Annotated in this window: 21 protein-coding genes and 1 riboswitch; of the genes, 9 read left to right on the top strand and 12 right to left on the bottom strand. The window is 38.0% G+C overall.

Features of this window, described 5'->3' with window-relative positions; genetic code table 11:
• Positions 1-16 precede the first annotated feature (16 nt).
• The 4 genes from celF to RCJ96_RS19505 form a co-directional block, all read right to left on the bottom strand.
• Positions 17-1,342: a 6-phospho-beta-glucosidase gene (celF, locus tag RCJ96_RS19490; protein WP_000145749.1), complete on the bottom strand. Its 1,326-nt coding sequence runs from the start codon at positions 1,340-1,342 to the stop codon at positions 17-19.
• Between the two features lie 3 nt (positions 1,343-1,345).
• Positions 1,346-1,669 carry a PTS lactose/cellobiose transporter subunit IIA gene (locus RCJ96_RS19495; protein WP_000989050.1) on the bottom strand — a complete coding sequence of 108 codons (324 nt, stop codon included), beginning with the start codon at positions 1,667-1,669 and terminating at the stop codon, positions 1,346-1,348.
• A 183-nt stretch (positions 1,670-1,852) separates the two neighbouring features.
• Positions 1,853-3,160, bottom strand: a complete 1,308-nt coding sequence (gene celB / locus RCJ96_RS19500) for a PTS cellobiose transporter subunit IIC (RefSeq protein ID WP_001168828.1) — start codon at positions 3,158-3,160, stop codon at positions 1,853-1,855.
• A 16-nt stretch (positions 3,161-3,176) separates the two neighbouring features.
• Positions 3,177-3,479, bottom strand: coding sequence for a PTS sugar transporter subunit IIB (locus RCJ96_RS19505; RefSeq protein ID WP_001023569.1), 303 nt, complete (start codon positions 3,477-3,479; stop codon positions 3,177-3,179).
• A 383-nt stretch (positions 3,480-3,862) separates the two neighbouring features.
• Between RCJ96_RS19505 and RCJ96_RS19510 the strand changes: the two genes are divergently transcribed.
• Both RCJ96_RS19510 and speD read left to right on the top strand, forming a co-directional pair.
• Positions 3,863-4,990 carry a polyamine aminopropyltransferase gene (locus tag RCJ96_RS19510; RefSeq protein WP_416504036.1) on the top strand — a complete coding sequence of 376 codons (1,128 nt, stop codon included), beginning with the start codon at positions 3,863-3,865 and terminating at the stop codon, positions 4,988-4,990.
• Positions 4,991-5,017: 27 nt separating this feature from the next.
• Entirely contained in the window at positions 5,018-5,389 is a 372-nt protein-coding gene (gene speD / locus RCJ96_RS19515; RefSeq protein WP_074606594.1) for an adenosylmethionine decarboxylase, read from the top strand.
• 109 nt (positions 5,390-5,498) lie between these two features.
• Here the strand turns inward: speD and RCJ96_RS19520 are convergent, their stop codons facing one another.
• From RCJ96_RS19520 to RCJ96_RS19530, 3 genes are read right to left on the bottom strand one after another with little or no spacing between them, the layout of a single operon-like run.
• The gene (locus RCJ96_RS19520) at positions 5,499-5,816 is read right to left on the bottom strand and encodes a PTS lactose/cellobiose transporter subunit IIA (RefSeq protein ID WP_046198049.1); all 318 of its coding nucleotides are present in this window, start codon (positions 5,814-5,816) and stop codon (positions 5,499-5,501) included.
• 9 nt (positions 5,817-5,825) lie between these two features.
• A complete protein-coding gene (celB, locus tag RCJ96_RS19525; RefSeq protein ID WP_046198048.1) occupies positions 5,826-7,127 on the bottom strand; it encodes a PTS cellobiose transporter subunit IIC in 1,302 nt (433 codons plus the stop codon).
• A 14-nt stretch (positions 7,128-7,141) separates the two neighbouring features.
• The gene (locus tag RCJ96_RS19530; RefSeq protein WP_001023546.1) at positions 7,142-7,444 is read right to left on the bottom strand and encodes a PTS sugar transporter subunit IIB; all 303 of its coding nucleotides are present in this window, start codon (positions 7,442-7,444) and stop codon (positions 7,142-7,144) included.
• Positions 7,445-7,667: 223 nt separating this feature from the next.
• Here RCJ96_RS19530 and RCJ96_RS19535 point away from each other — a divergent pair, with 223 nt between their 5' ends.
• The 3 genes from RCJ96_RS19535 (at position 7,668) to RCJ96_RS19545 (ending at position 10,714) form a co-directional block, all read left to right on the top strand.
• Positions 7,668-8,885 (top strand): dicarboxylate/amino acid:cation symporter, encoded by a 1,218-nt coding sequence (locus RCJ96_RS19535; RefSeq protein ID WP_000649370.1) that lies wholly within the window; start codon positions 7,668-7,670, stop codon positions 8,883-8,885.
• 248 nt (positions 8,886-9,133) lie between these two features.
• Entirely contained in the window at positions 9,134-10,291 is a 1,158-nt protein-coding gene (locus tag RCJ96_RS19540; protein ID WP_242304402.1) for an acyltransferase, read from the top strand.
• Positions 10,292-10,333: 42 nt separating this feature from the next.
• Positions 10,334-10,714, top strand: coding sequence for a VOC family protein (locus RCJ96_RS19545; RefSeq protein ID WP_074606590.1), 381 nt, complete (start codon positions 10,334-10,336; stop codon positions 10,712-10,714).
• Positions 10,715-10,754: 40 nt separating this feature from the next.
• On the opposite strand, the gene RCJ96_RS19550 is transcribed toward RCJ96_RS19545, so the two are convergent.
• Positions 10,755-12,755 (bottom strand): YhgE/Pip domain-containing protein, encoded by a 2,001-nt coding sequence (locus tag RCJ96_RS19550; RefSeq protein ID WP_074606588.1) that lies wholly within the window; start codon positions 12,753-12,755, stop codon positions 10,755-10,757.
• 135 nt (positions 12,756-12,890) lie between these two features.
• Here RCJ96_RS19550 and RCJ96_RS19555 point away from each other — a divergent pair, with 135 nt between their 5' ends.
• Positions 12,891-13,775: a LysR family transcriptional regulator gene (locus RCJ96_RS19555; RefSeq protein WP_074606587.1), complete on the top strand. Its 885-nt coding sequence runs from the start codon at positions 12,891-12,893 to the stop codon at positions 13,773-13,775.
• A 47-nt stretch (positions 13,776-13,822) separates the two neighbouring features.
• Here RCJ96_RS19555 and RCJ96_RS19560 read toward each other — a convergent pair whose 3' ends face one another.
• Both RCJ96_RS19560 and RCJ96_RS19565 read right to left on the bottom strand, forming a co-directional pair.
• Entirely contained in the window at positions 13,823-14,908 is a 1,086-nt protein-coding gene (locus RCJ96_RS19560; RefSeq protein ID WP_416504035.1) for a transcriptional regulator, read from the bottom strand.
• Between the two features lie 94 nt (positions 14,909-15,002).
• On the bottom strand, positions 15,003-15,152 hold the full coding sequence (locus RCJ96_RS19565) for a hypothetical protein (RefSeq protein ID WP_000283184.1): 150 nt from the start codon (positions 15,150-15,152) through the stop codon (positions 15,003-15,005).
• Between the two features lie 244 nt (positions 15,153-15,396).
• On the opposite strand from RCJ96_RS19565, the gene cydA reads away from it, so the two are divergent.
• The 3 genes from cydA (at position 15,397) to RCJ96_RS19580 (ending at position 19,518) form a co-directional block, all read left to right on the top strand.
• A complete protein-coding gene (gene cydA, locus RCJ96_RS19570; protein WP_000381959.1) occupies positions 15,397-16,752 on the top strand; it encodes a cytochrome ubiquinol oxidase subunit I in 1,356 nt (451 codons plus the stop codon).
• The gene (locus tag RCJ96_RS19575; protein ID WP_000544181.1) at positions 16,745-17,770 is read left to right on the top strand and encodes a cytochrome d ubiquinol oxidase subunit II; all 1,026 of its coding nucleotides are present in this window, start codon (positions 16,745-16,747) and stop codon (positions 17,768-17,770) included. Before cydA ends, RCJ96_RS19575 begins: the two co-directional genes overlap by 8 nt.
• A gap of 389 nt (positions 17,771-18,159) precedes the next feature.
• The gene (locus tag RCJ96_RS19580) at positions 18,160-19,518 is read left to right on the top strand and encodes an arsenic transporter (protein WP_000021134.1); all 1,359 of its coding nucleotides are present in this window, start codon (positions 18,160-18,162) and stop codon (positions 19,516-19,518) included.
• Between the two features lie 254 nt (positions 19,519-19,772).
• Here RCJ96_RS19580 and thiC read toward each other — a convergent pair whose 3' ends face one another.
• Together thiC and lldP are read right to left on the bottom strand one after the other, a co-directional pair.
• Positions 19,773-21,533, bottom strand: coding sequence for a phosphomethylpyrimidine synthase ThiC (thiC, locus tag RCJ96_RS19585; protein ID WP_242304406.1), 1,761 nt, complete (start codon positions 21,531-21,533; stop codon positions 19,773-19,775).
• A 112-nt stretch (positions 21,534-21,645) separates the two neighbouring features.
• Positions 21,646-21,761: riboswitch (TPP riboswitch) on the bottom strand.
• A gap of 71 nt (positions 21,762-21,832) precedes the next feature.
• The gene (gene lldP, locus RCJ96_RS19590) at positions 21,833-23,491 is read right to left on the bottom strand and encodes an L-lactate permease (RefSeq protein ID WP_416504034.1); all 1,659 of its coding nucleotides are present in this window, start codon (positions 23,489-23,491) and stop codon (positions 21,833-21,835) included.
• Positions 23,492-23,586: the final 95 nt, after the last annotated feature.

The raw sequence follows: 23,586 nt of genomic DNA on the forward strand, positions 1-23,586 counted from the left end.
CTAAATAGCGCCGCTTTTATTTCTCTACCTTTTTGAAGAACTGCGGAAGATATTCTTTATGCGCTTCCAACATTTCATCTAAAATTTGTTTTGCCACTTTATCTGATGGTACAAGTGGATTAATTGTCATAGCAAGCAGCGCTTTATGATAATCCCCTGTAACAGCAGCTTCAATTGTTGTGCGCTCAAATGATTTAATTTGTTGTACTAAACCGCGAACTGGTACTGGAAGATCTCCAACTGCAATTGGTTTTGGACCTTCTTTCGTAATAATACAGTTCACTTCAACAGCCGAATCATGTGGCAAGCTTGCAATTGTTCCGTTGTTTCGTGTATTAACAGGCTGGATATCACCTTTATTATTATAAATAGACGTAATTAAGCTACATGCTGCGTCACTATAATAAGCGCCTCCACGTTTTTCTAATTGTGGTGGTTTAATATCTAAATTCGGGTCTTTATATAACTCGAATAAATCATCTTCTAATTGTTTTACTACTTCTGCACGTGTACCTTTTTCAACCGAAGCTTCTTTCTCTTCTTCTAACATTTCACGTGTTTTGTAGTAGTAACGGTGATATGGACATGGAATTGCACGAAGGCCGCGAATAAAGTCTGGCTCCCAGTTAAGCGCAGCGATATTTTCCATCGTAATTTGCTTTTCTGGATCTGTTACAAGTTCTAACACACGATCCATTACACTTACGCCATCTAAGTATACGTCTAATCCATATACCATGTGATTTAAACCTGCAAAATCAACGTGAACACGACTTGCATCTACTTCAAGCAATTTTGCAAGACCCATGCGGATTCCGATTGGAACGTTACATAGACCAACTACTCTTTGAATATTTGTATAACGAAGAACAGCTTCTGTTACCATACCAGCTGGATTTGCAAAGTTAATTAACCATGCATTCGGACAAAGCTCCTCCATATCCTTACAAATATCTAAAATAACAGGAATCGTTCTCAATGCTTTGAATAAACCACCAGGACCATTCGTTTCCTGACCGATTACATCATATTTTAACGGGATTGCTTCATCTTTTGCACGAGCTTCTAATAAACCTACGCGAAGCTGTGTCGTTACGAAGTCAGCATCTTTTAATGCTTCGCGACGATCAAGCGTTAAATGTACCTCAATTGGTAAACCGGATTTTTTCACCATACGTTTCGCTAAGTTACCAACGATTTCTAACTTCTCTTTTCCTGCCTCAATATCTACTAACCAAATTTCACGAACAGGAAGCTCATCATAACGTTTAATAAATCCTTCAATTAACTCTGGTGTATAACTAGATCCACCGCCGATTGTAGCAATTTTAATTCCAGTCATGCTTTATTCCCCTTTCGCTTCAAGCTTTTTATAAAGATCGATAAACTCTGCTGCTAATTCTTTTACTGTAATCGCATTCATTAAATGATCTTGTGCGTGAATTAAAAGAACACTAATCTCTGTTTTTTCTCCTCTTGCTTCTGATTGTATGAGCTCCGTTTGGAAATGATGCGCTTCATTAATCGCTTCTTTCGCCTTTACCATCGCTTCATCAGCCTCTGCCATTTTCCCCTGTTTGGCAAATTGAAGTGCCTCCATCGCAAAGCTTCGTGCATTACCACTATTTAAAATCAATTGGAATGGAATTTGTTCTGCTGTAGTCATCATAATTACCGCCCTCTCTATTATCGTTCAACCGACTTACATACCCCTTCAGTTTGAACATTTCTATTAAAATATTAATTTATGAATGATAGTTTGGTGTTCTTGTAGATGGATCTCATCTTTTTGAACATGATATAAAGGTGATTGTCCTCACAGATAATGTTATCTGTGAGAACAATTACTGTGTTACATAGGTACAGAGTTGTTATTTCCTTGTGCTGCTGCTTTTTCAGTACGAACAACAGAACGATCGCATAATACAACGAATGGATAATAGATTACCATCGCAATTACAAAGTTGAATAACTGTAGAATTGCGCCTGAAAGATGCCCACCTGTTACAAGATAACCACTAATAATTGGTGGTGTTGCCCATGGAATCATCGCAACTGTTTTTGGTACCCAACCAATAGATATAGCTGTATAAGAAGTAATTACTAATACAATTGGTGTTATGATAAACGGTAAGAATAAAACTGGATTTAAAATAATTGGCGTACCAAAGATTACTGGTTCGTTAATATTAAATGCACCTGGTCCAATTGATAAGCGAGATACACCGCGTAATTGTGCACTTTTTGCTACAAGTAATACAACTACTAAGAACGCTAATGTTGCACCAGAACCGCCCAGATATACGAAAGTATCAAAAAATGGTTTTGTAACAATGTTTGGAACATCAAATGCAGATGTACCACCTTGGAATAACTTCATATTTTTCTCTAATGCCGGTAAGTATAATGGCTCAATAATACCACCAACGATATTCGGACCATGTAAACCGAAGAACCAAAGAAGATGAACAAGGAGTACAATGACAATTGCACTTGGTAATGTCCCTGCTAAACTTTGCAGTGGTGATTGAATCGTATTAAAGATAAATTCATGAACACTTGTACCAGCTAATTTCACTGCTAATTGAATACCCGCAACTACTGTTAAAATAACAAATGCTGGAACTATAGCTGCAAAAGATCTTAAAACTGCTGGTGGTACTCCATCAGGCATTTTAAAAGTAATGTTTCTTTGTACGAAGAAACGGAATACTTCAGTAACAAGGAGTGCCACAATAATTGCTACGAATAACCCTTGTGCACCTGTCCAAACTAAGTTCAATCCGCCTTCTTTCGGTGTTGTTGGCGTAAGAATAATTAACGCACCAAATGAAATAATACCTGCTGACAAACCATCAACGCCGTAAGATTTTGCTAAGTTATAACTTGTTGTAAATGCTATGATCAGTGCTAGAATCGCAAAAGAACCAGTCCACATTCCACCGCCAACTTGTTTCCACGTTTCACCAAACAAACCTTTCATGAAATCTTGGAAAGCTTCAGATGGAAAACCATTAATTAGTGATGCCAGTGCACCAACTAAAATAAGTGGCATAACTGCGATAAATCCGTCACGGATCGCAGCTAAATGACGTTGCGACCCGATTTTACCAGCGACAGGAACAATATATTTCTCCATGAATGCAATAAACTTTTGCATTTTGCTTCCCCCCTAATTATTTTTTAAGTGTTAATGCGTGATCTAAAACTGCTTCTCCATTCATCATGCCGTAGTGCATTGGATTGATAACGTCGATTCCAACGTTTCTCTCATCAGCAAGCGTTTTCATTGAAGAAAGCATGTAACGAACTTGTGGTCCTAATAATAATACGTCTGCTTGATCGATATTTGTTTTTACTGCATCCCCAGATACAGCCCAAATCTTTCCTTCTAGACCGCGAGCTTTTGCAGCCGCTTCCATTTTTGTAACTAGTAAACTTGTAGACATCCCTGCTGAGCAACATAATAAAATATTCATTTGAAAATCCCCCTTGTGTAGTATAAAAAATTTATATTTTATTTATTTTTCTTTACGTTATTTATTAATGCAATTAGCGTGCCAACTTTTTAAAACCACTAAAATCAGCACTTTTTCGACCATTTTCTTTGTGTGTTAACGCTTTCAATTAGTGTGTCGACCAAAAAACACACAGTGTGTTATAAAACAACACGCTTTTAACACATAACTGTATGAAAATAGATTAGTGTTTAGTTGTCTAGTTGTATTTAAAACAAAAAAACACTAAAAAAATTTTTTTAGCGTGAAAATCTATTAAAAAAACTCCTCTATCTATTGTCCAAGCAAACTCTACTAAATCACATAGAATAGAGTAAAGTAACACAATTCGAAAGGGGATTCCTATGCCAAAACATAGAAAACAAAGCAAAATAAAGATTTATAGAATAACAAGCTATAAAAAAGACAAACGTTCTGAATTAGACTCTAACAAATTTGAACTAGAACAGCAGGAAATAGAAAATAAGCAGGACAAGCACGGTAAACAAGACAAACAAGACAAACAGGACAAACAAGACAAACAGGACAAACAAGACAAGCAAGTACAAACGGAAAATGTAGTCATAGTACCCACGGATTCACACAACCTAGATATATGGGATGAAATTTCTTTAAAAGAAATACAAGCTGGTGAACATACAAATTTATTTGCGGAACAAAGTAGTTATCAAAATATTAATTTGGTACAAGTTAGTGATATCCGTTTATATTTGGACAAGCAACTACAATTCAGTTCCGTCGATGAGCAAATTTATCATGAAGCACTTGTGCATCCAATTATGTCAAAAGTAATTGATCCAAAACGTGTTCTCATATTAGGCGGTGGCGATGGTCTTGCCCTGCGAGAAGTTTTGAAATATGAAACTGTGCTACATGTAGACCTTGTTGATTTAGATGAGGCAATGATTAATATGGCACGTAATGTTCCAGAAATAGTATCTTTAAACAACAATGCATTTTTGGATAGTCGCGTGAATGTGCACGTATGTGATGCGAAAGAATTTCTAAATTCTCCTTCATCCTTATACGATGTAATTATTATTGATTTTCCTGATCCAGCAACAGAAATTTTAAGTACTTTATATACAAGCGAACTTTTTGCTCGGATAGCTACATTCTTAACAGAAGATGGTGCATTCGTCTGCCAATCTAACTCACCCGCTGATGCACCTCTAGTATATTGGAGTATCGGTAACACAATTGAACATGCGGGATTAACTGTGAAAAGTTATCATACAATCGTTCCTTCTTTCGGAACTGACTGGGGATTTCATATTGCCGCTAATTCTGCCTATGTACTCGATCAAATTGAGCAATTATATGTAGTGCCAACACCTCGAACATTACCTTCTCTTCTTTCTCCTTTATTTCAATTTAGAGAAGAACATTTAGAACAACGTAATCTCGCTCTTCTAAACTCAGAATCGAACCTTATCCTGCATCAATGTTATAAACAGGAAATGGAGTTTTGACGATATCACAGGAAGGAGTGCTACCTTATGGAATATTCTACTTTCGGTAAGCATATAATAGTAGATTTGTGGGGAGTGGATTTTTCCCTCTTAGATGATATGTACTTTTTAGAACATCATTTAGTTCACGCTGCTGATCAATCTGGTGCCCACGTTTTAAACGTAAGTACAAAAGAATTTGATCCGCATGGCGTTACTGTTTTAGTTTTACTATCAGAAAGCCACCTTTCTATTCACACTTATCCCGAAAAAAACTTTGCAGCTATCGACTGTTATACGTGCGGTACAACCGTTGAACCGCAAATAGCGATTGATTATATCGTAAGTATATTGAAACCAAATGAGATGCATATAAAAAAACTGATTCGTGGTATAGGAGAAATTGTTACTGTCGATTAAATATCACTCTTACTCATTTGTAAAAAGGAGGATTGTAAATACCATCAGTGGAACAAACACTCCACTGATGGTACAGACACATACATAAAAAACCTTGCATACGCAAGGTTCATTCAGCTACCGACATCTTCTTATATAATTCTACAAATTCACTCGCTAATTCCTTCACCGTAATTGCATTCATTAAATGATCTTGTGCGTGCACCATCAGAAGGGTAACTTCGGTCTTTTCACCACCGGCTTCTTTCTGTATGAGATCCGTTTGTACACGGTGTGCCTCTTTTAATTCCTCTAACGCTTCTTGTAATTTCGCTTCTGCTTCTGTAAACTCTCCACGCTTCGCGCAATCAATTGCTTCCATTGAACAACTTCTCGCATTTCCCCCATGCAAGATTAAGTGAAAGGCCTTCGTTTCTACCGTATCCATTTTAGTTCTTTACGCCCCCTTTTCTTCCGCTATTTTTTGTTTATCCCATATTTTTAAGAACGGTAAATATATGACGAACGCTAGTGCAAAGTTAACGAGTTGCAAAATCACACCTGAAATTTTGCCACCCGATCCTAAATATCCACTAAATAGAATTGGTGTCGTCCATGTTACAGCAGCACCACTTGGGCGAGCTACCAATCCCCATTCCATTGCGAAATAAGAAACAATCGTTAATACAACAGGAACTACTATAAATGGAATAAGTAAAAGTGGATTCATGACAATTGGCATACCGAAAGTTACCATTTCATTAATATTAAAAATACCAGGTGCAATTGACAATCGTCCTAAACTTTTTAATTGCTGACTTCGCGCAAACAATAACATTCCGACAACTAAGGCTAGTGTTGCACCAGAGCCGCCCATATAAATCCATAAATCAAAAAACTGTGCGGTAATCGTATTCGGTACATCTTGGCCCGCTTGAAAAGCAATCCGGTTCTGATCCATTAACGATAACCAAATCGGGCTCATTACACCGCCCACAATTGTAGCTCCATGAATTCCACACGCCCAAAGGACATGAACGAGAATAACCGCTATAACTGCTCCCCAAAGACTAGCACCAAGTATACTCAGCGGTTCTTGCAGTAGCTTCCCTACAACATTATGAATGCTTCCGAAAGTTGTGTGTTCAAAAATCAATCTAATGATCCAAACAACTGTCACAACAATAAACCCAGGAATAAGCGCTGCAAATGAACGCGTTACTGCCGGCGGAACTGTCTCAGGCATTTTTATAATCATCTTTTTTTGTACAAGAAATCGGTATATTTCAGTAGATATAATTGCAATAATCATCGCTACAAATAAACCTTGGCTTCCCATTAATGCCGCTGGAATTACTCCATCTACCAGTATACTTTCTTTCGTACCCGGCATGATATATGAAACTTGAAATGGAGTTGCAAGTAAAAATGTCACAAGCGACAATGCCCCGGATGCTAAAGCGTCCACTTTATAATATTCCCCAAGTCTGTAAGCGATTCCAAAAACAGCTATTAAAGCCATTATATTAAAAGTTGCACTAACTGGATACCCTAATGCTACGTTCCAGTTTTTCCCGAACAAACTCGCCATGAATTCACTATACCCTGGGATTGGTAATGTACTAATAATAAGAAAAATTGATCCTATAATTAAGAACGGCATCGTCAATACAAGTCCATCACGAATTGCTAGCAAATGCCTCTGCTCTGCAACCTTCCCTGCTACCGGCATTACATATTTCTCTAAAAACCGTATCATCTATCCCACTCTCCTCATGGTTTCATTGACAAAGCTGCTTGCAAGATAGCTTCCCCATTACAAAGTCCGTAATGAACGGATTGAATGACATCAACAGGTACCCCTTTCTCCTTACATAATTCCTTCATTTTCGGTAATAAATAACGTACTTGTGGCCCAAGTAAAAGCACATCGGCTTTATCAATATGGCTATTTACTTCAGAACCTGATACAGCCCAAATCTTTACCTCTATTCCTCTTGCCTCTGCTGCTTTCTCCATTTTAGTAACAATCAAACTGGAAGACATTCCCGCTGCACAGCAAAGCAAAATATTCATCTCGCTTCCCTCCCCCTTTTTCTAAACCTAAATTATGGTGCATCCCTTACCACAACTAGGTTACAAATATATATGTCTAGATTTCCTGCTGTATGCCGAGCTTAAAAACAAAAATTTCTCGGTTTTCACGCTATTCCATCTATCCGTATTCTCCTAGTAAAGAGGGCTTTAACTCGCTATAATAATTCAGTATGATTTTTTTAATTGATAGGAGGATATATTTATGAAGGCATATCGCTTTCCACTTATTTTATTATCTTCTATCCTAATTGGTGGTTTCATTGGTTATTTCATGGGTGCCGATGCAGTTGCTTTAAAGCCGCTTGGTGACATTTTCTTAAACTTAATGTTTACGATTGTTGTACCGTTAGTGTTCTTTAGCATCGCGTCATCCATTGCTAATATGGATGGATTAAAACGTTTCGGTAAAATTATGTCTAGTATGGCTGGGACTTTCTTATTTACAAGTATTTTAGCTGCTATTTTTATGATTATTGTCGTGAAAGTATTCCCGCCAGCACAAGGTGTTGTATTAGAACTAACCCAACCTGACAAAGCTGAAAAAGCAGTTAGTGTTGCAGATCAAATCGTCGGTATTCTAACAGTATCTGACTTCTCGAAGTTACTATCTCGTGAAAATATGTTAGCTCTTATTTTCTTCTCTATTTTAATGGGGATTGCAACTTCAGCAGTTGGTGAAAAAGGAAAACCATTCGCTACATTCTTACAAGCTGGTGCAGAAATTTCAATGAAAGTCGTATCTTTCATTATGTACTACGCTCCAATCGGACTTGCTGCTTACTTCGCAGCATTAGTTGGTGAATTCGGACCACAGCTTCTTGGAACTTACTTCCGAGCAGCAATGGTATACTATCCAGCGTCTCTTATTTACTTCTTTGTATTCTTTACGTTCTATGCATACCTTGCAGGTCGCAAGCAAGGTGTACAAGTATTTTGGAAGAACATGGTCTCTCCTACAGTTACATCTCTTGCAACTTGTAGTAGTGCCGCAAGTATTCCAGCGAACTTAGAAGCAACGAAGAAAATGGGTATCTCTTCTGACGTTCGTGAAACAGTTGTCCTTCTTGGATCTACACTTCATAAAGACGGCTCTGTTTTAGGCGGCGTATTAAAAATTGCTTTCTTATTCGGTATTTTCAACATGGAATTCGAAGGACCGAAAACATTAGCAATCGCACTTGTTGTTTCTCTATTAGTAGGAACAGTAATGGGCGCTATTCCAGGCGGCGGTATGATTGGTGAAATGTTAATCGTTTCTTTATATGGCTTCCCGCCAGAAGCATTGCCAATTATCGCAGCAATCAGTACAATCATTGATCCTCCTGCAACGATGTTAAACGTAACAGCAGATAACGCTTGTGCCGTAATGACAGCTCGCCTTGTAGAAGGTAAGAACTGGATCAAAAACAAATTTGCTTAATAGATAGAAAGAGGATGCTCGTTTTGAGCATCCTCTTTTTGTCGTTATTTGTTGATAAGTCGATATCCCTTGTCGAAACGTCGATATATTGAAAAAATCGTTGATATATTTGAAGTTATGAACGATATATCCGAAAAATCGTCGATATAATCTATTCCGCCACAAATTTGTTAAAATCTTCACAAATATTCCACATCCATTATCCATTCTCCGTACTATAATCATGTATGGAAAAGGAGATGGACATAATGACTCAAAGCGCACCTGAATTTAAAGTTCTGCAAAGCATTGCATTCCTTGCTGTCGTCTTGCAAAGTTCCTTATTATATACAATGAATCAAGGAAATGTCTTACTTGAGCAATCCCTCATTATGGGCATGCTATTTAACCTTGCAAAATTTTCAGCACCTGCATTCATATTTATCGTCGGCTTCCACTTAATTCGTCACTATACAAAGCAATTAGTATACAAAGAATATATTTCTGAAAAAGCCGCACATTTACTCATTCCTTATCTCTTCTGGTCTATTCTTTACTTATTAACAACAAACGATATGATCACATTACAAGGCGGAATAAAAAGTTTATTACTCGGAACAGCCGCACCCCATCTTTGGTATGTGATTATGATGTTTCAAATTCACCTACTGTTCCCTTTGCTGTGCACACTATTTTATTGGTTTCAAAAACGAACAGAAAATAAAAAAGACATATATAAATATATGACCGTCTTTGCTTGCCTATATTTCCTCTTAATGTGGTATTCTTCGCACTACATTTTTAATGGAGAGAAATTGACTAGCTCAACCATTTTACATTATACAGACCGTTCCTTTTTCTTCTACTCATTCTATTTCGTCATGGGAGGAATCGCTGCTGTCGCACTAAAAGCGTGGCGTACATTTGTCATAAAACATATTCCGCTTATTACAATCTTATTTTTTATCTTATTTTTATTCATCAATTATGAGTTATTTAGTTTTTACGGAGCAAACTCTATTCATTTAACCGTTTCGACTTATTTAAAGCCATCTATGTTTTTATATATCGTATGCGAAATTATCATACTTTACGTGCTATCGATTACAATCGTACAACGACGCGGTTTCTTATATAAAGCTTTACGATTTATCGGGAATTACACGTATGGTGCTTATTTAGCTCACTTTTTCTTCTTGCAACTATGTACAAAGTTTCTTTCTTTATTCATACTGCAAGAAAACACAATATTGTATAGCTTATTATTATTTACAATAACAGCCACAATCTCGATTTCAACAATGGTCATATGCAGTACACTACCATTTCATACATGGATTACAGGACCGTCTCCTAGGGCAAATGTGAGATGGGCGAAGATCGTACTTCGAAAAAATCACGAAAAAGTATGCAAACCATATCTTTGATATAATAGAATTCCATACAAGAAAAGAAAGTAGGATACACCTATGATTAATCAAATTGGACAAATTATGTTATATGTAAATAATCAAGATGAAGCCATGCAATTTTGGACTGAGACAGTAGGGTTCCAAATTATTGCGGAAGAAAATAATGGACAAGGATTTCGCTGGATTGAAATTGCGCCAGCAAAAGAAGCAGGGACAAGCATCGTCCTTCACGATAAAGCGTTAATTGCAAAGATGCAACCTGAATTAAACTTAGGTACTCCTTCACTTATGTTCTTCTCTAACAACTTAGATCAACTATATAAAGATCTTTCTGAGAAAAACGTTACTGTTGGACAAGTTGTAGATTTACCTACTGGCAGAGCTTTTAACTTTGCTGATAATGAAAACAATTACTTTGCGGTAATGGAACGTAAATAAAAAAGAAGCTATCCGAAAAAATCGGATAGCTTCTTTCATTTTAAGAAACTTTTTCTACATTCGTTTCCCTATGTTGTATATGGCTCGTAATCCAAGCAATTCCACCAGCAACAACGAGATAGCATAACAATATTAAAATTTGCATTTGTAATTGCGACCAATCTCCTAAAGAAATCACATCTTGCAATCCTCTAAGAGAATGGGACATTGGGAGAAATTGTCCAATCTTGCTAAGAACAGCTATATTTAATTCTCCTGGGAAAGTCCCACCGCTCGTCGCTAATTGCAAGACGAGAAGCGTTACCGCTAAGAACTTTCCAACAAGACCAAATACCGTTACTAACATAAGAATAAACGTCATGAACGTAAAGGAAATAACGATACTTGATAAAACAAAGAGTGGCACACTTGCAACTTCTAATTTCATAACTCCTAGCACAACCACATCCACTAGTAATGCTTGAATAAGTCCAATTAAATATACTAATCCTAATTTATTAATAAAATGTACCGTTCCGCTTACTTTCATATTTTGTCTACGGCCAAGCGGTAAAATATTTGATGCCATAATTCCGCCAACATAAAATGCAAGCGATAAGAAATATGGTGCAATACCTGAACCGTAATTAGGCACGTCAGAAACTGTTGATTTCACTAATTGAACCGGCTCTGAGAACATCGTATTGCGTGCATCATCATTCCGAACATCTGCTATCTTCTCTGCGCCCTCTCCTAATTTCGTAGAAAGTTCTTTCGCACCATCGTCAAGTTTAACAAGTCCGTTCGTTAACTGATCAGCACCATGATTCAGCTCTGTTCCCCCGCTCGCAAGTTGATTTACACCTTCTTGTAATGATGTAAATCCAGTTCCCCATTTCGTAAATCCACTAGCTAAATTCGCCGCACCATCTGCTATCTTTTTCGTTCCAGCAGTAGCCTCATTTAACTTAACTCCGAATGTATTTATACCTTCTTCCATCTTATGTTGACCATCCGCAAGCTTCTTTGCACCTTGCGTCAATTGTTGCTGGCTATTATTTAAGGTGTTTGTTGCTTTAGCTAATCCATTAGAAGTAGCAACGATTTTTTGAAAATCAGGATCTTGCTGCACTTCTGGATGACTTTTCACGTACTCTTCTAATTGTTGTTTTACACTATTTGCTGCATTGTCCGCTTTCACTTGCCCGTCAGCAAGTTTCTCACTTCCGTTCACCCATTCATTTGTACCAGCACTTAATTCACTAACCCCTGATTGTAAGTTTTTTTCACCTTGTGCTAATAACTCCATACCACTATGAAGGGATTTTGCCCCTTCACTCAGCTCATTCGCTCCATCAGTTAAAGCTGATTGACTAGAAGCAAGTTTTTCACTTCCCTCTTTCACTTTTGATGTCCCGTCACTTAAACGATGAATACCATCTGCAAGCTGATTTGCCCCATTTCTTGCATCTGTCGTTCCTTCTTGTAACTTCCCAGCACCATTACTTGCATCACTCAACCCTTGTGCTAAGTCTTGAAACTTTGAAAAGACACCTTCTGTATAAGATTTCGTAATACTATTTGAAATTTTTGTTTTCATATTTTCAACAGCTGTCGTTCCAATTTGCGCTGCTACAAAGTTTTTACCCGGATTTACTTTGTACTGAAGCTGCGCTGGCTCTGGTTTCTCATCCATAAGTGTACTTACCTTTTTAGAGAAATCCTCTGGAATCGTAACAACCATATAGTACTTATCTTCTTTTAGCCCTTCATCAGCATTTTTTTCTGATACGAAATGAAAAGCTAGTTCCTTATTCTCTTTTAAATTTTTTACAAAATCGTCTCCTGCACGAATTGTTTTCTCATCCATCGCAGCACCCTTATCTAAATTTACAATCGCAACAGGTAATTTATCTAATCGTCCGTACGGATCCCAATATCCAGCTAAAAAGAACCCTGAATAAATTAAAGGAACGATTAATAAAAAAATTAAAGCGATACGCCCATGTTTATGGTGCCACATCGCTTTCCAATCTTTAAATACAAGTTGAATTCCTTTCATGAAACATACTCCTTCTCCGAATTTCACACCATTAGAATGGTTTAACAGATTTACTATACACGTCCATTTCCATACTGTATAATACATCTTTAATTATCAATCCATTCCTTTTGGTCTATAGAAAGGAGAATCAAAATGGAACTTCTTCAACTAAAATACTTTCAGACAGTCGCAAGATTAGAGCATATGACAAAAGCTGCTGAAGAATTGCATATCGCACAACCTTCGCTTAGCAAAACAATTGCTAGATTAGAAAAGGACTTAGGCGTTCCATTATTTGACCGCCAAGGTCGACAAATTACATTAAACTCTTTCGGGAAAGTATTTTTAAAACGAGTAGAGCGCATTTTTCATGAATTAAGTGAAGGCGAACGAGAAATTAAAGATTTAGCTAACTTACAACAAAGCTCTATTACGTTGGCTGTTTCTATTCCAAGAATATTACCCGAACTAATTGGTTCTTTTTTACTAGAACATCCTAACGTTCGATTCCAACAATTTCTCGCATCTACTCCTTCTATGAAACGACAACTAGATAATATAGAAATTGACTTTTGCATTTCTTCTGTGCCAATTGAAGGCGAAGAGATTATTTGGGAACCACTTATTACAGAAGAAATTTTCTTAGTCGTCCCTTCAGGCCACCGTTTATCAGAACGTGAAAGTGTATATTTGCATGAAGTAAAGGATGAACCGTTCATTAGTATGAACACTGGTTACGGATTTCGGCACTTAACAGATGAATTTTGTAAAGAAGCTGGCTTCACTCCACATATCGCTTTTGAAGTAGATGAACCAACCGTGATTAGCGATCTTATTAAGCAAGGCCTCGGCATCGCCTTTGTCCCAAGTTTAACTTTATTAAAAAACTCTACTTTAGCATTAAATAAGTTACGTATTATTGAACCAAATTGTGAGCGAACGATTGGGTTAAGCTGGTCAAAAAAACGTTACTTATCGAAAACTGCTCAGAAATTCCGTGAATTCGTAATTGATTACTTCTCCAATATTAGGACTTAAAATAATATTAAACAATAAAAGATGCCATCCCCATAGGGTGGCACCTTTTATTTTTCACTCTTCTCTAATTCTATTTCAGCTAAAAGCGGCAAAACATTATCAAAAATATGCGTATTGTTATTTTCGCCTGTTACATATCCACCGTAATATCTACTAAATACGTTGTCATTTCGGAATGTGGCCATATGATCATATAATTCCTTTGCGAACTTTGTATCACCTGTTTGTAGTACGTACAAAATCGTTAATCCGTAAGCGGCTGGCGATTCATAATTCACAGTTTGTTTTCCCGTTTCTAAATTGTAACGACCGTATAGCTTTCCATCCTCCTGGAATTTCTTCTTTATAAATTCCAAATAAGCATCTGATGAAAGACCACCTAAACTACGATGATATGCAACGTATGATTGGTCAATAAGATTCACTTCTTTGTCGTACGTAAATGTACCATCTGCTTTATACTCTTTCGGGAATGCCCATCCATGCCTTGGATAATCCGCTAAAAATTGAACGACTTCCTCATATTGCTGAGCAGAAACTTTTCCATACTTTTTCATATAGGAGAATGCGCGCGGATTTATATATGACGTTGTTGCAAAATCATTTTGTTTCCTTGCATCTGCATCATAATAATCAACATAATAATTATCTTTCTTATTATAACGAATTACAGCATCACTCAATTGATCTGCCAAGTTTTTATATCGCTCTTCCTTGTACATTTCATAAGCGCGATATAACTGTTCTATAATACGAAGATCATCAATAAGTGCATTTGTAGCTGACTGCATTTCTCCCTTTTCAGAGATTTTCCATAAAACAATTTGGTTCTTATGTACAAAGTTATTTTGAATAACCTTAACTTGTTCATCGAATAACGCTTGATCGTCTTTATCGAGTGTATATTGTAACCATAGTCCCGCTGATTCCGATAAAGCTTCACGGCCCTTCGCTTCACCCGTTCCTGCCTTTGTATCCGCTAAACGATATGTAGCAAGCGTCCCATTTTCATTCACCATATGTCTTAAAATAAAATGTTCCGTACGGTTTCCTTGCAAAGCTGACCAAAATACAATTCCACCTAAAGCGATTAAGAGAACAACCCCAACCCCTATATATAAACGTTTCCGCAATCCTTTCACCTCCCTATTAAGGCTAACCTTAATTTTACCAGAACATACACAAATTTAAAAAAGACAATCTATTAGATTGTCTCCCGTTCCTTTATCATCCCTCACAAGCCTCTTTAGAAGGTCTATATAGCGATTCTACGAGTCGATCATACTCACTACGCGTAATCTCTTTATTATACAGCTTCAATAATAAATCTCTATGCTCTTTTGAAAATGCCATCTTTTTAATGACTTCAGGATACATAAAACATCCTCTCCATTTCACATAAACTTCTTCACTTCGAAAACAGAACTTATGTTCGCATAAAAGATTATAAAATATTCCTTACTAAAAAACAAACAAAATATTAACTTCTTTCTATTTAGAATATTCAAACACAATATTATCATATCCACTTTTTAAATACATATATATTTTTGGAAGTTTTTTTGAATAAATCTTCCAATTCAATCAGAAAATAATGGCAAAAAAGAAGAGGAGTTTACATATGGATACGGTAACATTAGCAAGAGCATTTTTCGGTTCTTCACTAGCATTCCACATTATCTTCGCAACACTTGGTGTCGGACTTTCATTAATGATTTTTATAAGTGAAATACTCTATCACTGGAAGAAAGATTCCGACTACGCCATTATGGCAAAAAGATGGACAAAGGCCTTTGCCATCCTTCTTGGTGTAGCAATTCCAACTGGAACAATCGTTGGTGTACAAATCTCACTGCTTTGGCCTGGTTTTGCCAAAATTGTTGGGCAGGTTATTTCTGTTCCCTTTCAAATTGAGATTTTCGCCTTCTTTTTAGAGGCTTTGTTCATGTCCATTTATGTATATGCAGCTGACAAACTACCTCCATTCATGAGATTAATCTCGCTATTCTTCGTCATGATTGGTGCCACGGCATCCGCCGTGCTTATTACATCGGCAAATACATGGATGAATACACCCGCGGGCTTTTCAATGGGACCAGATGGATCAGTTTTTAACGTTGATCCGTGGAAAGCTTTCTTTAATCCGAGTTTTGGCACGAGCGCATTCCACGTTGTGATTACAGCCTACGCAACTGGAGCTGCCGTCATTGCCTCTATCGCCGGATTTAAATTATTAAAGAAGAATGTAAGTGAACGTGAAGTGGCATATCATAAAAAAGGACTACTGTTAGGACTCGTCGTGACATTTATTACAGGCGCTACGATGTGGCTTTCGGGACACGAATCGGCAATTGCTTTACATAAGCATTCCCCTGAAAAACTGGCATCTGCTGAAGCTTTATTTGAAACGACATCACATGCACCGTTATCAATTGGCGGCGTTGTAGATCCTAACACACTTGAACTAAACTATGCACTAGAAATTCCGAACATGCTTAGCCTACTAGTAGGACTAGACCCTAACACTGTCGTAAAAGGACTAAAGGAATTCCCACAAGAAACATGGCCACCATTTTACACGCATACACTGTTCAATTTAATGGTTGGCACTGCTGCCTTTACCTTTGCAGTTGCAGCAATTGCCCTCTTATATTGGTACTTTGTTTACCGAAAAAAAGAAACAGAGCTACCGAAGTGGCTTCTTTGGGGAGCTGCCGCATGTGGACCAGTTATGATGCTCGGCATTGAATTTGGGTGGATTTTCAGCTGTAGCGGTCGTCAGCCATGGACCATTTACGGTATGCAACGTACAGTCGATGCTTCTACACGCGCTGATTTTGTCGGTCCTTTATTTATTCTATTCATCATTTTATATATTGGACTCGGTATTTTAACAGTTTTTGTACTACGGACATTCTTTAAGAAACATCCGCTTACAAATGATTTACATCACGAAGGAGGCGATTCTCGTGCATGAGGAAAGTATTGCAATCATCATCTTATGGGCTCTTATTTTCGTATACAGTATATTAGGGTCCATCGATTTTGGAGCAGGTTTTTGGGGCATGGTATACGCAAAACATCCAACGCTAGCTGCCAAGCTTGCCAACCGATACTTATCACCGACTTGGGAAGTAACAAATACATTTCTCGTCTTTGTCGTTGTCGCTTTTCTTGGCTTCTTTCCGAAAGCCGCTTTTACCCTAGCAACGGTAATGTTCGTACCCGTTATGTTAATTCTAGTACTCGTGGCAATTCGCAGTACATTTATGGTATTTGCTTATTCCCTGCCGAAGTACCAACACCTTCTTCGTATTATTTCAGGTATTACAGGACTCTTAATTCCAGCCCTATTAATTACCGTTTTACCTGTTACAGAAGGTGCCTATATTACAATGTCTGAAGGAAAAGAAGTACTCCTATATGGAAAACTTCTTTCTAGTCCTGTTATTTATTGTTATATGCTCTTCGGACTAACTTCGGAACTATTTCTTTCCTCCCTCTTTCTTGCTGATTTTGCGAGAGAACAAGGTTCAGAAGATGCATATAGAATTTATAGAAGAAACGCGATTATCCTTGGTCCTGCAACGCTCGTTACGGCGATTATTGCCCTCGTTGTAATGGATCCGGAAACACACTGGCTTATGCAAGGGCTAATAAAGCAATTCACATGGTTTACAGTTTCTATCGTTTTATTCATTATCGGATACTCTTCTCTTTGGTGGACAAACAAGAAGTATGACACACTAGGATACCCTCGCATTGCCGTTTTAGCAGTCGTCGCTCAATATGCATTTGCAAGTTATGCTTACGGCGTTGCGCATTTACCGTATATTATTTATCCTGATGTAACTGTATTTACAAGCTTTACAACGGTCGAAACATTCTATGCATTGCTTATTCTATATGCAATTGGGATTGCAATTTTATTACCAGGATTTATTTTCTTCTGGAATTTATTCTTGAAGGATCGAACTTTTTTGAAGGAAAAATAATATTGTAGGGCCTGTTCCAAAAGGTATTTTGGGATGGGCTCCTTTTGTCATGTTTTGTCGATAAGTCGATATAATTTAAAAATCGCTGATATATTTTGAGTTGCGCTGATATATTCCAATAATCGCTGATATATTTTGAGTTGCGCCGATATATCTCAATAATCGCCCATATAAATTTCATTTACTATCTTACTGCCCTTCTAATTTATAGACTCCTCTCACAATAGTTATTTCACTATTCGTGACACATGTCCTTTCGCTTGAAAAACACATATTCACCTTATTCCATTATATGTCTAGTTCTTCCTATTTTCCGCTGAATATACTACCAATACAAACCTTAAGACAAGCTACATTACTTTAAGGAAAAGTAGAAAGGTAGGTAAAATATGAGCATTGAAATATGGATTACTATTATTGTATTCTTCTTAACAATGATTGTTATCTTTTGGCGACCTCGTGGTTTAAATGAGGCGTGGCCGGCAGCAATTGGCGCTGGCATTATCCTGATTACTGGACTTGTATCAAAACCAGACGTCATGGACATTATTAGTAAAATTGGCGGTGCCTCCATAACAATATTAGCGACCATCGTTATGGCGGTTATATTAGAAAGCTTCGGATTCTTCCACTGGTCCGCAGCGAAACTTGCAAACTTAGCAAAAGGCTCCGGGCGCCGCTTATACTGGTATATTCAATTATTATGTTTTCTTATGACTCTTTTATTTAATAACGACGGTAGTATTTTAATTACAACGCCAATCTTAATTCTTCTCCTAAAAAATCTTCAATTAAAACCGCATCAACAAATCCCTTATTTATTAAGCGGTGCTTTAATCGCTACTGCATCTAGTGCACCAATTGGTGTAAGTAATATCGTAAACTTAATCGCATTAAATATCGTGAATATGACTCTTTATATGCATACTGCTATGATGTTTGTACCTGCAACATTAGGACTATTGTTTATGTCATGGCTTATGTATACGGTTTTGAAGAAAAAACTTCCGAAAAAATTGCCTGTTTCTTCATATGATATTGAAGAAATATTCTTCACGAAAAACTTTCATCCGTTAAAAGGAAAAAATTCAGTTGATACGAAACAAAAACGGACAAGGTTCATGCTAAAAGTATTAGGCTTCGTCTTCCTTATGCGCTGTCTTCTATTCGTTGCATCCTTCTTATCCATCCCAATCGAGATTGTTGCCGTACTCGGTTCACTCGTTCTTCTCATTTGGAGATGGTACTACTTACGAACGAACCCTGTCGACATTTTGAAAAAGACACCTTGGCACATTTTGATTTTTGCTTTCTCTATGTATGTCATTATTTACGGGCTCCACAACGCAGGATTAACAGCAGCGCTTGTCCAATGGCTTGAACCAGTTGTAAGTCAACATCTGCTTTATGCTAGCTTTGCAATGGGTGGACTCGTTTCTCTCCTCTCCAATGTCTTCAATAATCACCCTGCACTTATGATTGGTACCATTACGTTAACAGAAATGGGATTAGATCCAGTCACATTAAAAACTATCTATCTCGCAAATATCATTGGTAGTGACATCGGTTCACTATTATTACCAATCGGTACGCTAGCTTCTCTCATTTGGATGTATATCCTGAAACAAAACAAAATTAAAGTAAAATGGAAAGACTATTTAAGTGTATCCCTTATCGTTATTCCACTCACAACAGTCGTTACATTATTCCTCTTATTCTATTGGGTACATCTCTTCTTCGCCTTATAAAGTGAAACTTTAATCAGTGGGGGTTTTGTACATCCACCACTGATTATCAGCCCTAACCAATCGGGCTTTTACGGGCAGTTGCCCCCCACCTAACTTCTTTGCTTCCGCTGAATTTTGAGGTGGGGGTCTTACTGCCCACAAATAGCGGGATAAACAACAGAAGCCCACTTTGCTACCGTCTTAGCAAAGCGGGCTTCTTCTATATTTAAGTTAGGTACTACAGTGTGATCAATCAAGTAAAGAGGTGTAACGTGTTATTGGTATAAATGACTACCAGTTTCTTTAAATTCTTTCGCTTTCTCTTTCATTCCTTTTTCAATTGCTTCTGTCGTTTCTAAATCATTTTCTTTTGCGTATTCACGAATATCATGTGAAATTCTCATACTACAAAACTTCGGTCCACACATGGAACAGAAATGAGCCGTTTTCGCACCTTCTGCTGGCAACGTTTCATCGTGATACTCCATCGCGCGTTCAGGATCTAAAGATAAATTAAATTGATCGCGCCAACGGAATTCAAAACGAGCTTTTGAAAGTGCATCATCACGCTGATGAGCCGTTTTGTGCCCTTTCGCTAGATCAGCTGCATGCGCAGCGATTTTGTACGTAATAACACCTTCGCGTACATCATCTTTATTCGGTAAACCTAAATGTTCTTTCGGCGTTACATAACAAAGCATCGCCGTTCCAAACCAGCCAATCATCGCAGCTCCAATTGCGGATGTAATATGGTCATAACCTGGTGCAATATCTGTCGTTAACGGTCCAAGTGTATAGAATGGTGCGCCCTGGCAAATATCAAGCTCTTTCTCCATATTTTCTTTAATTAAATGCATCGGTACATGCCCAGGCCCTTCAATCATAACTTGCACATCATGTTTCCAAGCAATCTTCGTTAATTCACCAAGTGTTTCAAGCTCAGAGAACTGCGCTTCGTCATTTGCATCTGCAATCGAACCTGGACGTAATCCATCTCCAAGAGAGAACGAAACATCATACTGCTTCATAATTTCACAAATCTCTTCAAAATGAGTGTATAGGAAGTTTTCTTTATGATGGTATAAACACCACTGCGCCATAATTGAACCACCGCGCGAAACGATACCTGTCGTACGCTTTGCAGTAATCGGAATGTAACGAAGTAATACGCCAGCGTGAATTGTAAAGTAATCTACGCCTTGCTCCGCTTGCTCAATTAACGTATCACGATACACTTCCCACGTTAAATCTTCTGCAATTCCGTTTACTTTTTCAAGAGCTTGATAGATCGGTACAGTTCCAACTGGTACAGGCGCATTACGAATAATCCACTCGCGCGTCGTATGAATGTTTTTACCTGTAGATAAATCCATAATCGTATCTGCACCCCAGCGAGTAGCCCATGTCATCTTCTCTACTTCTTCCGCGATAGAAGAAGATACAGCAGAGTTTCCGATATTTGCATTCACCTTCACGTGGAAATTACGTCCAATAATCATCGGCTCTGCTTCCGGATGGTTAATATTTGCTGGTAAAATAGCGCGACCTTCCGCAATTTCCTTACGAACAAACTCCGGGTCTACTCCTTCACGAATCGCAACATATTCCATCTCAGACGTAATGATGCCATTACGTGCATAATGCATTTGCGTAACATTTGCACCTTGCTTCGCTCTAAGCGGTTTGCGATCCATTTGCGGGAAAACAGGTGTATGTTTCGAAGCCACCTTCACACCGTCATCCTCTGGTTTTACTTCGCGTCCTTCGTATGCCTCTACATCTCCGCGCTCTAGGATCCAAGAGTGGCGCGGCGCCTGCAACCCCTTCTCTAACTCGACTTTATACGCAGGATCTGTGTAAGGACCGCTTGTATCATACACACGAATTGGCGGATTCGGGACGCCATTTGTATCGCTTTGTTCAATCTCACGCATCGGTACTTTCATACCTTCTCGTGGTCCATCCACATACACTTTCTTACTTCCTGGTAAACTCGATTTCAATTCAATTTGCTCAGCTGAAACAGACTGTTTCATAACCTTTGTTGCCCCCCTGTACGTGACAAGGACGAGATATGGCCAGCGTATGCCAAAATAAAAAGAGCCAGGTCCATAAAAAAATAAGGACCTGGCTCATAAAGACATCATTATGTAAAGCCGTTAACTTCCCTACGCTGGTACGAGCCAGATCAGGTCCAAAGGGTTAAGAAGTTCACGCGCTTCTCTCTCAGCCTACGCATACGTTAGGCACCCCTAGTTTATCACTGATTTAATTTTCAATACTTTCTCATCATACACGATAATCTGAAAAATGCAAAGTTTATTTCTCTCGCTCTTTACGGAATCATCCAAGTTAAATAATAGGCCTGAACATAAGTCATAATCCCCACAATTATTACGAAGAACAAACTATGCTTCACTGTAAACCGGAATAAATCTGATTCTTTTCCAGCAAGTCCAACTGCTGCACAAGCAATGGCAATTGATTGCGGAGAAATCATTTTTCCGGTTACACCGCCCGTTGTATTCGCTGCAACGAGAAGTACTTCAGATACACCGACTTGCTGCGCTGTAATTGCTTGTAAATTTGAAAATAATGCATTCGCTGACGTATCAGATCCTGTTAAGAATACACCGATCCATCCTAAGAATGGTGAGAAGAACGGGAATAGTCCGCCAGTTCCTGCTAGTGCTAATGCTAGTGTAGAAGATAGCCCAGAATAGTTTGCAATAAATGCAAATCCTAATACAAATCCAATAGATAGAATTGGCATTTTTAATTCACTTAAAGTTTCTTTAAATGTTACCACTGCATCATTTACACTCATTTTCAAAATAAACATGGAAATGAGACAAGCAATTAAAATTGCTGTTCCCGTTGCTGATAATACATCGAACTTCAAAATTGCCTCGTAAGGCGTCGCTTTATTTACAATAGGCTCTGCTTTCATTACTAAATTGTGCAAGCCTGGAATTTCAAACTTAAATACAAGACTTTCTAACGCGCCTCCTGGAGCAAATAATGCTTTAAAGAAACTTTGACTCCAAATGACTACCATAACCGTTAATACGATAAATGGAGACCATGCCTTTACTACTTTTCCTAACGTTAATTTCGGCATCGATGCCGCTGTTGTTGCAGCTGCTTCTCTATTTGCTTGCCCAGATTGATAAATTTCTTTCGGTTGCCATACTTTTAAGAACAGCGCTAAACTAACTAAACTTACAAGTGCCGACGTAATATCCGGAAGTTCTGGCCCTAAGAATGTCGCTGTAATGAACTGCGTAATGGCAAACGAACTACCCGCTACAAGTAAAGCAGGCCATGTTTGTCTTACCCCTTTTAATCCGTCCATTAAAAATACGATAAAGAACGGAACAAATAATGATAAAAACGGTAATTGATGTCCAGCCATTTGTCCAATTTTATGTGGATCAATACCTGTTACTTGTCCAGCAACTGTAATTGGAATTCCCATCGCTCCAAAAGCGACTGGTGCTGTATTTGCAATTAAACAAAGACCCGCTGCATATAAAGGATTTAACCCAAGACCCGCAAGAAGTGCTGCCGTAATCGCGACTGGTGCACCAAATCCTGCTGCCCCTTCTAAAAATGCTCCGAATGAAAAACCGATTAAAATAACGAGTAAACGATGGTCATTCGTAATGGACAATACAGATGCACGAATTACATCGAATTGACCTGTTTTCACAGAAATTTTATATAAAAATACCGACATAATGATAATCCAAGCAATTGGCCATAATCCGTATAAGAAACCATATCCGGTCGCTGCCATTGCCATCGTGAACGGCATCTTATAAGCGAATAACGCCACTAAAATTGTCAGTACAACTGTAATAAATCCTGCCACATACCCCTTCATGCGGAAAACTGCTAAAGCTAAGAAAAAAAAGATAATCGGAATAAGTGCGACCGCTGCCGAAATCCAAATGTTTCCGAACGGATCATAAACTTGTGTCCATGTGTTCATTATTCTCTCCCCCTAAAGAATCCCCTTTTAAATAGAATAACCTCATCAATAGACTATCAGGTCATCATACCTTTAAGTCTAAAAATAAAAAAACG

This window comes from Bacillus sp. BSL6 (assembly GCF_052928345.1).

Coding starts and splice junctions, on each gene's coding strand:
- speD (WP_074606594.1), top strand. CDS start 5,018: ATGGAATATTCTACTTTCGGTAAGCATATAATAGTAGATTTGTGGGGA.
- RCJ96_RS19565 (WP_000283184.1), bottom strand. CDS start 15,152: ATGTATCCTGAAGTCATTAAAAAGATGGCATTTTCAAAAGAGCATAGA.
- RCJ96_RS19535 (WP_000649370.1), top strand. CDS start 7,668: ATGAAGGCATATCGCTTTCCACTTATTTTATTATCTTCTATCCTAATT.
- celB (WP_001168828.1), bottom strand. CDS start 3,160: ATGCAAAAGTTTATTGCATTCATGGAGAAATATATTGTTCCTGTCGCT.
- RCJ96_RS19580 (WP_000021134.1), top strand. CDS start 18,160: ATGAGCATTGAAATATGGATTACTATTATTGTATTCTTCTTAACAATG.
- RCJ96_RS19520 (WP_046198049.1), bottom strand. CDS start 5,816: ATGGATACGGTAGAAACGAAGGCCTTTCACTTAATCTTGCATGGGGGA.
- RCJ96_RS19540 (WP_242304402.1), top strand. CDS start 9,134: ATGACTCAAAGCGCACCTGAATTTAAAGTTCTGCAAAGCATTGCATTC.
- RCJ96_RS19495 (WP_000989050.1), bottom strand. CDS start 1,669: ATGATGACTACAGCAGAACAAATTCCATTCCAATTGATTTTAAATAGT.
- RCJ96_RS19550 (WP_074606588.1), bottom strand. CDS start 12,755: ATGAAAGGAATTCAACTTGTATTTAAAGATTGGAAAGCGATGTGGCAC.
- RCJ96_RS19530 (WP_001023546.1), bottom strand. CDS start 7,444: ATGAATATTTTGCTTTGCTGTGCAGCGGGAATGTCTTCCAGTTTGATT.
- RCJ96_RS19510 (WP_416504036.1), top strand. CDS start 3,863: ATGCCAAAACATAGAAAACAAAGCAAAATAAAGATTTATAGAATAACA.
- celF (WP_000145749.1), bottom strand. CDS start 1,342: ATGACTGGAATTAAAATTGCTACAATCGGCGGTGGATCTAGTTATACA.
- RCJ96_RS19555 (WP_074606587.1), top strand. CDS start 12,891: ATGGAACTTCTTCAACTAAAATACTTTCAGACAGTCGCAAGATTAGAG.
- lldP (WP_416504034.1), bottom strand. CDS start 23,491: ATGAACACATGGACACAAGTTTATGATCCGTTCGGAAACATTTGGATT.
- RCJ96_RS19505 (WP_001023569.1), bottom strand. CDS start 3,479: ATGAATATTTTATTATGTTGCTCAGCAGGGATGTCTACAAGTTTACTA.
- RCJ96_RS19545 (WP_074606590.1), top strand. CDS start 10,334: ATGATTAATCAAATTGGACAAATTATGTTATATGTAAATAATCAAGAT.
- cydA (WP_000381959.1), top strand. CDS start 15,397: ATGGATACGGTAACATTAGCAAGAGCATTTTTCGGTTCTTCACTAGCA.
- thiC (WP_242304406.1), bottom strand. CDS start 21,533: ATGAAACAGTCTGTTTCAGCTGAGCAAATTGAATTGAAATCGAGTTTA.
- celB (WP_046198048.1), bottom strand. CDS start 7,127: ATGATACGGTTTTTAGAGAAATATGTAATGCCGGTAGCAGGGAAGGTT.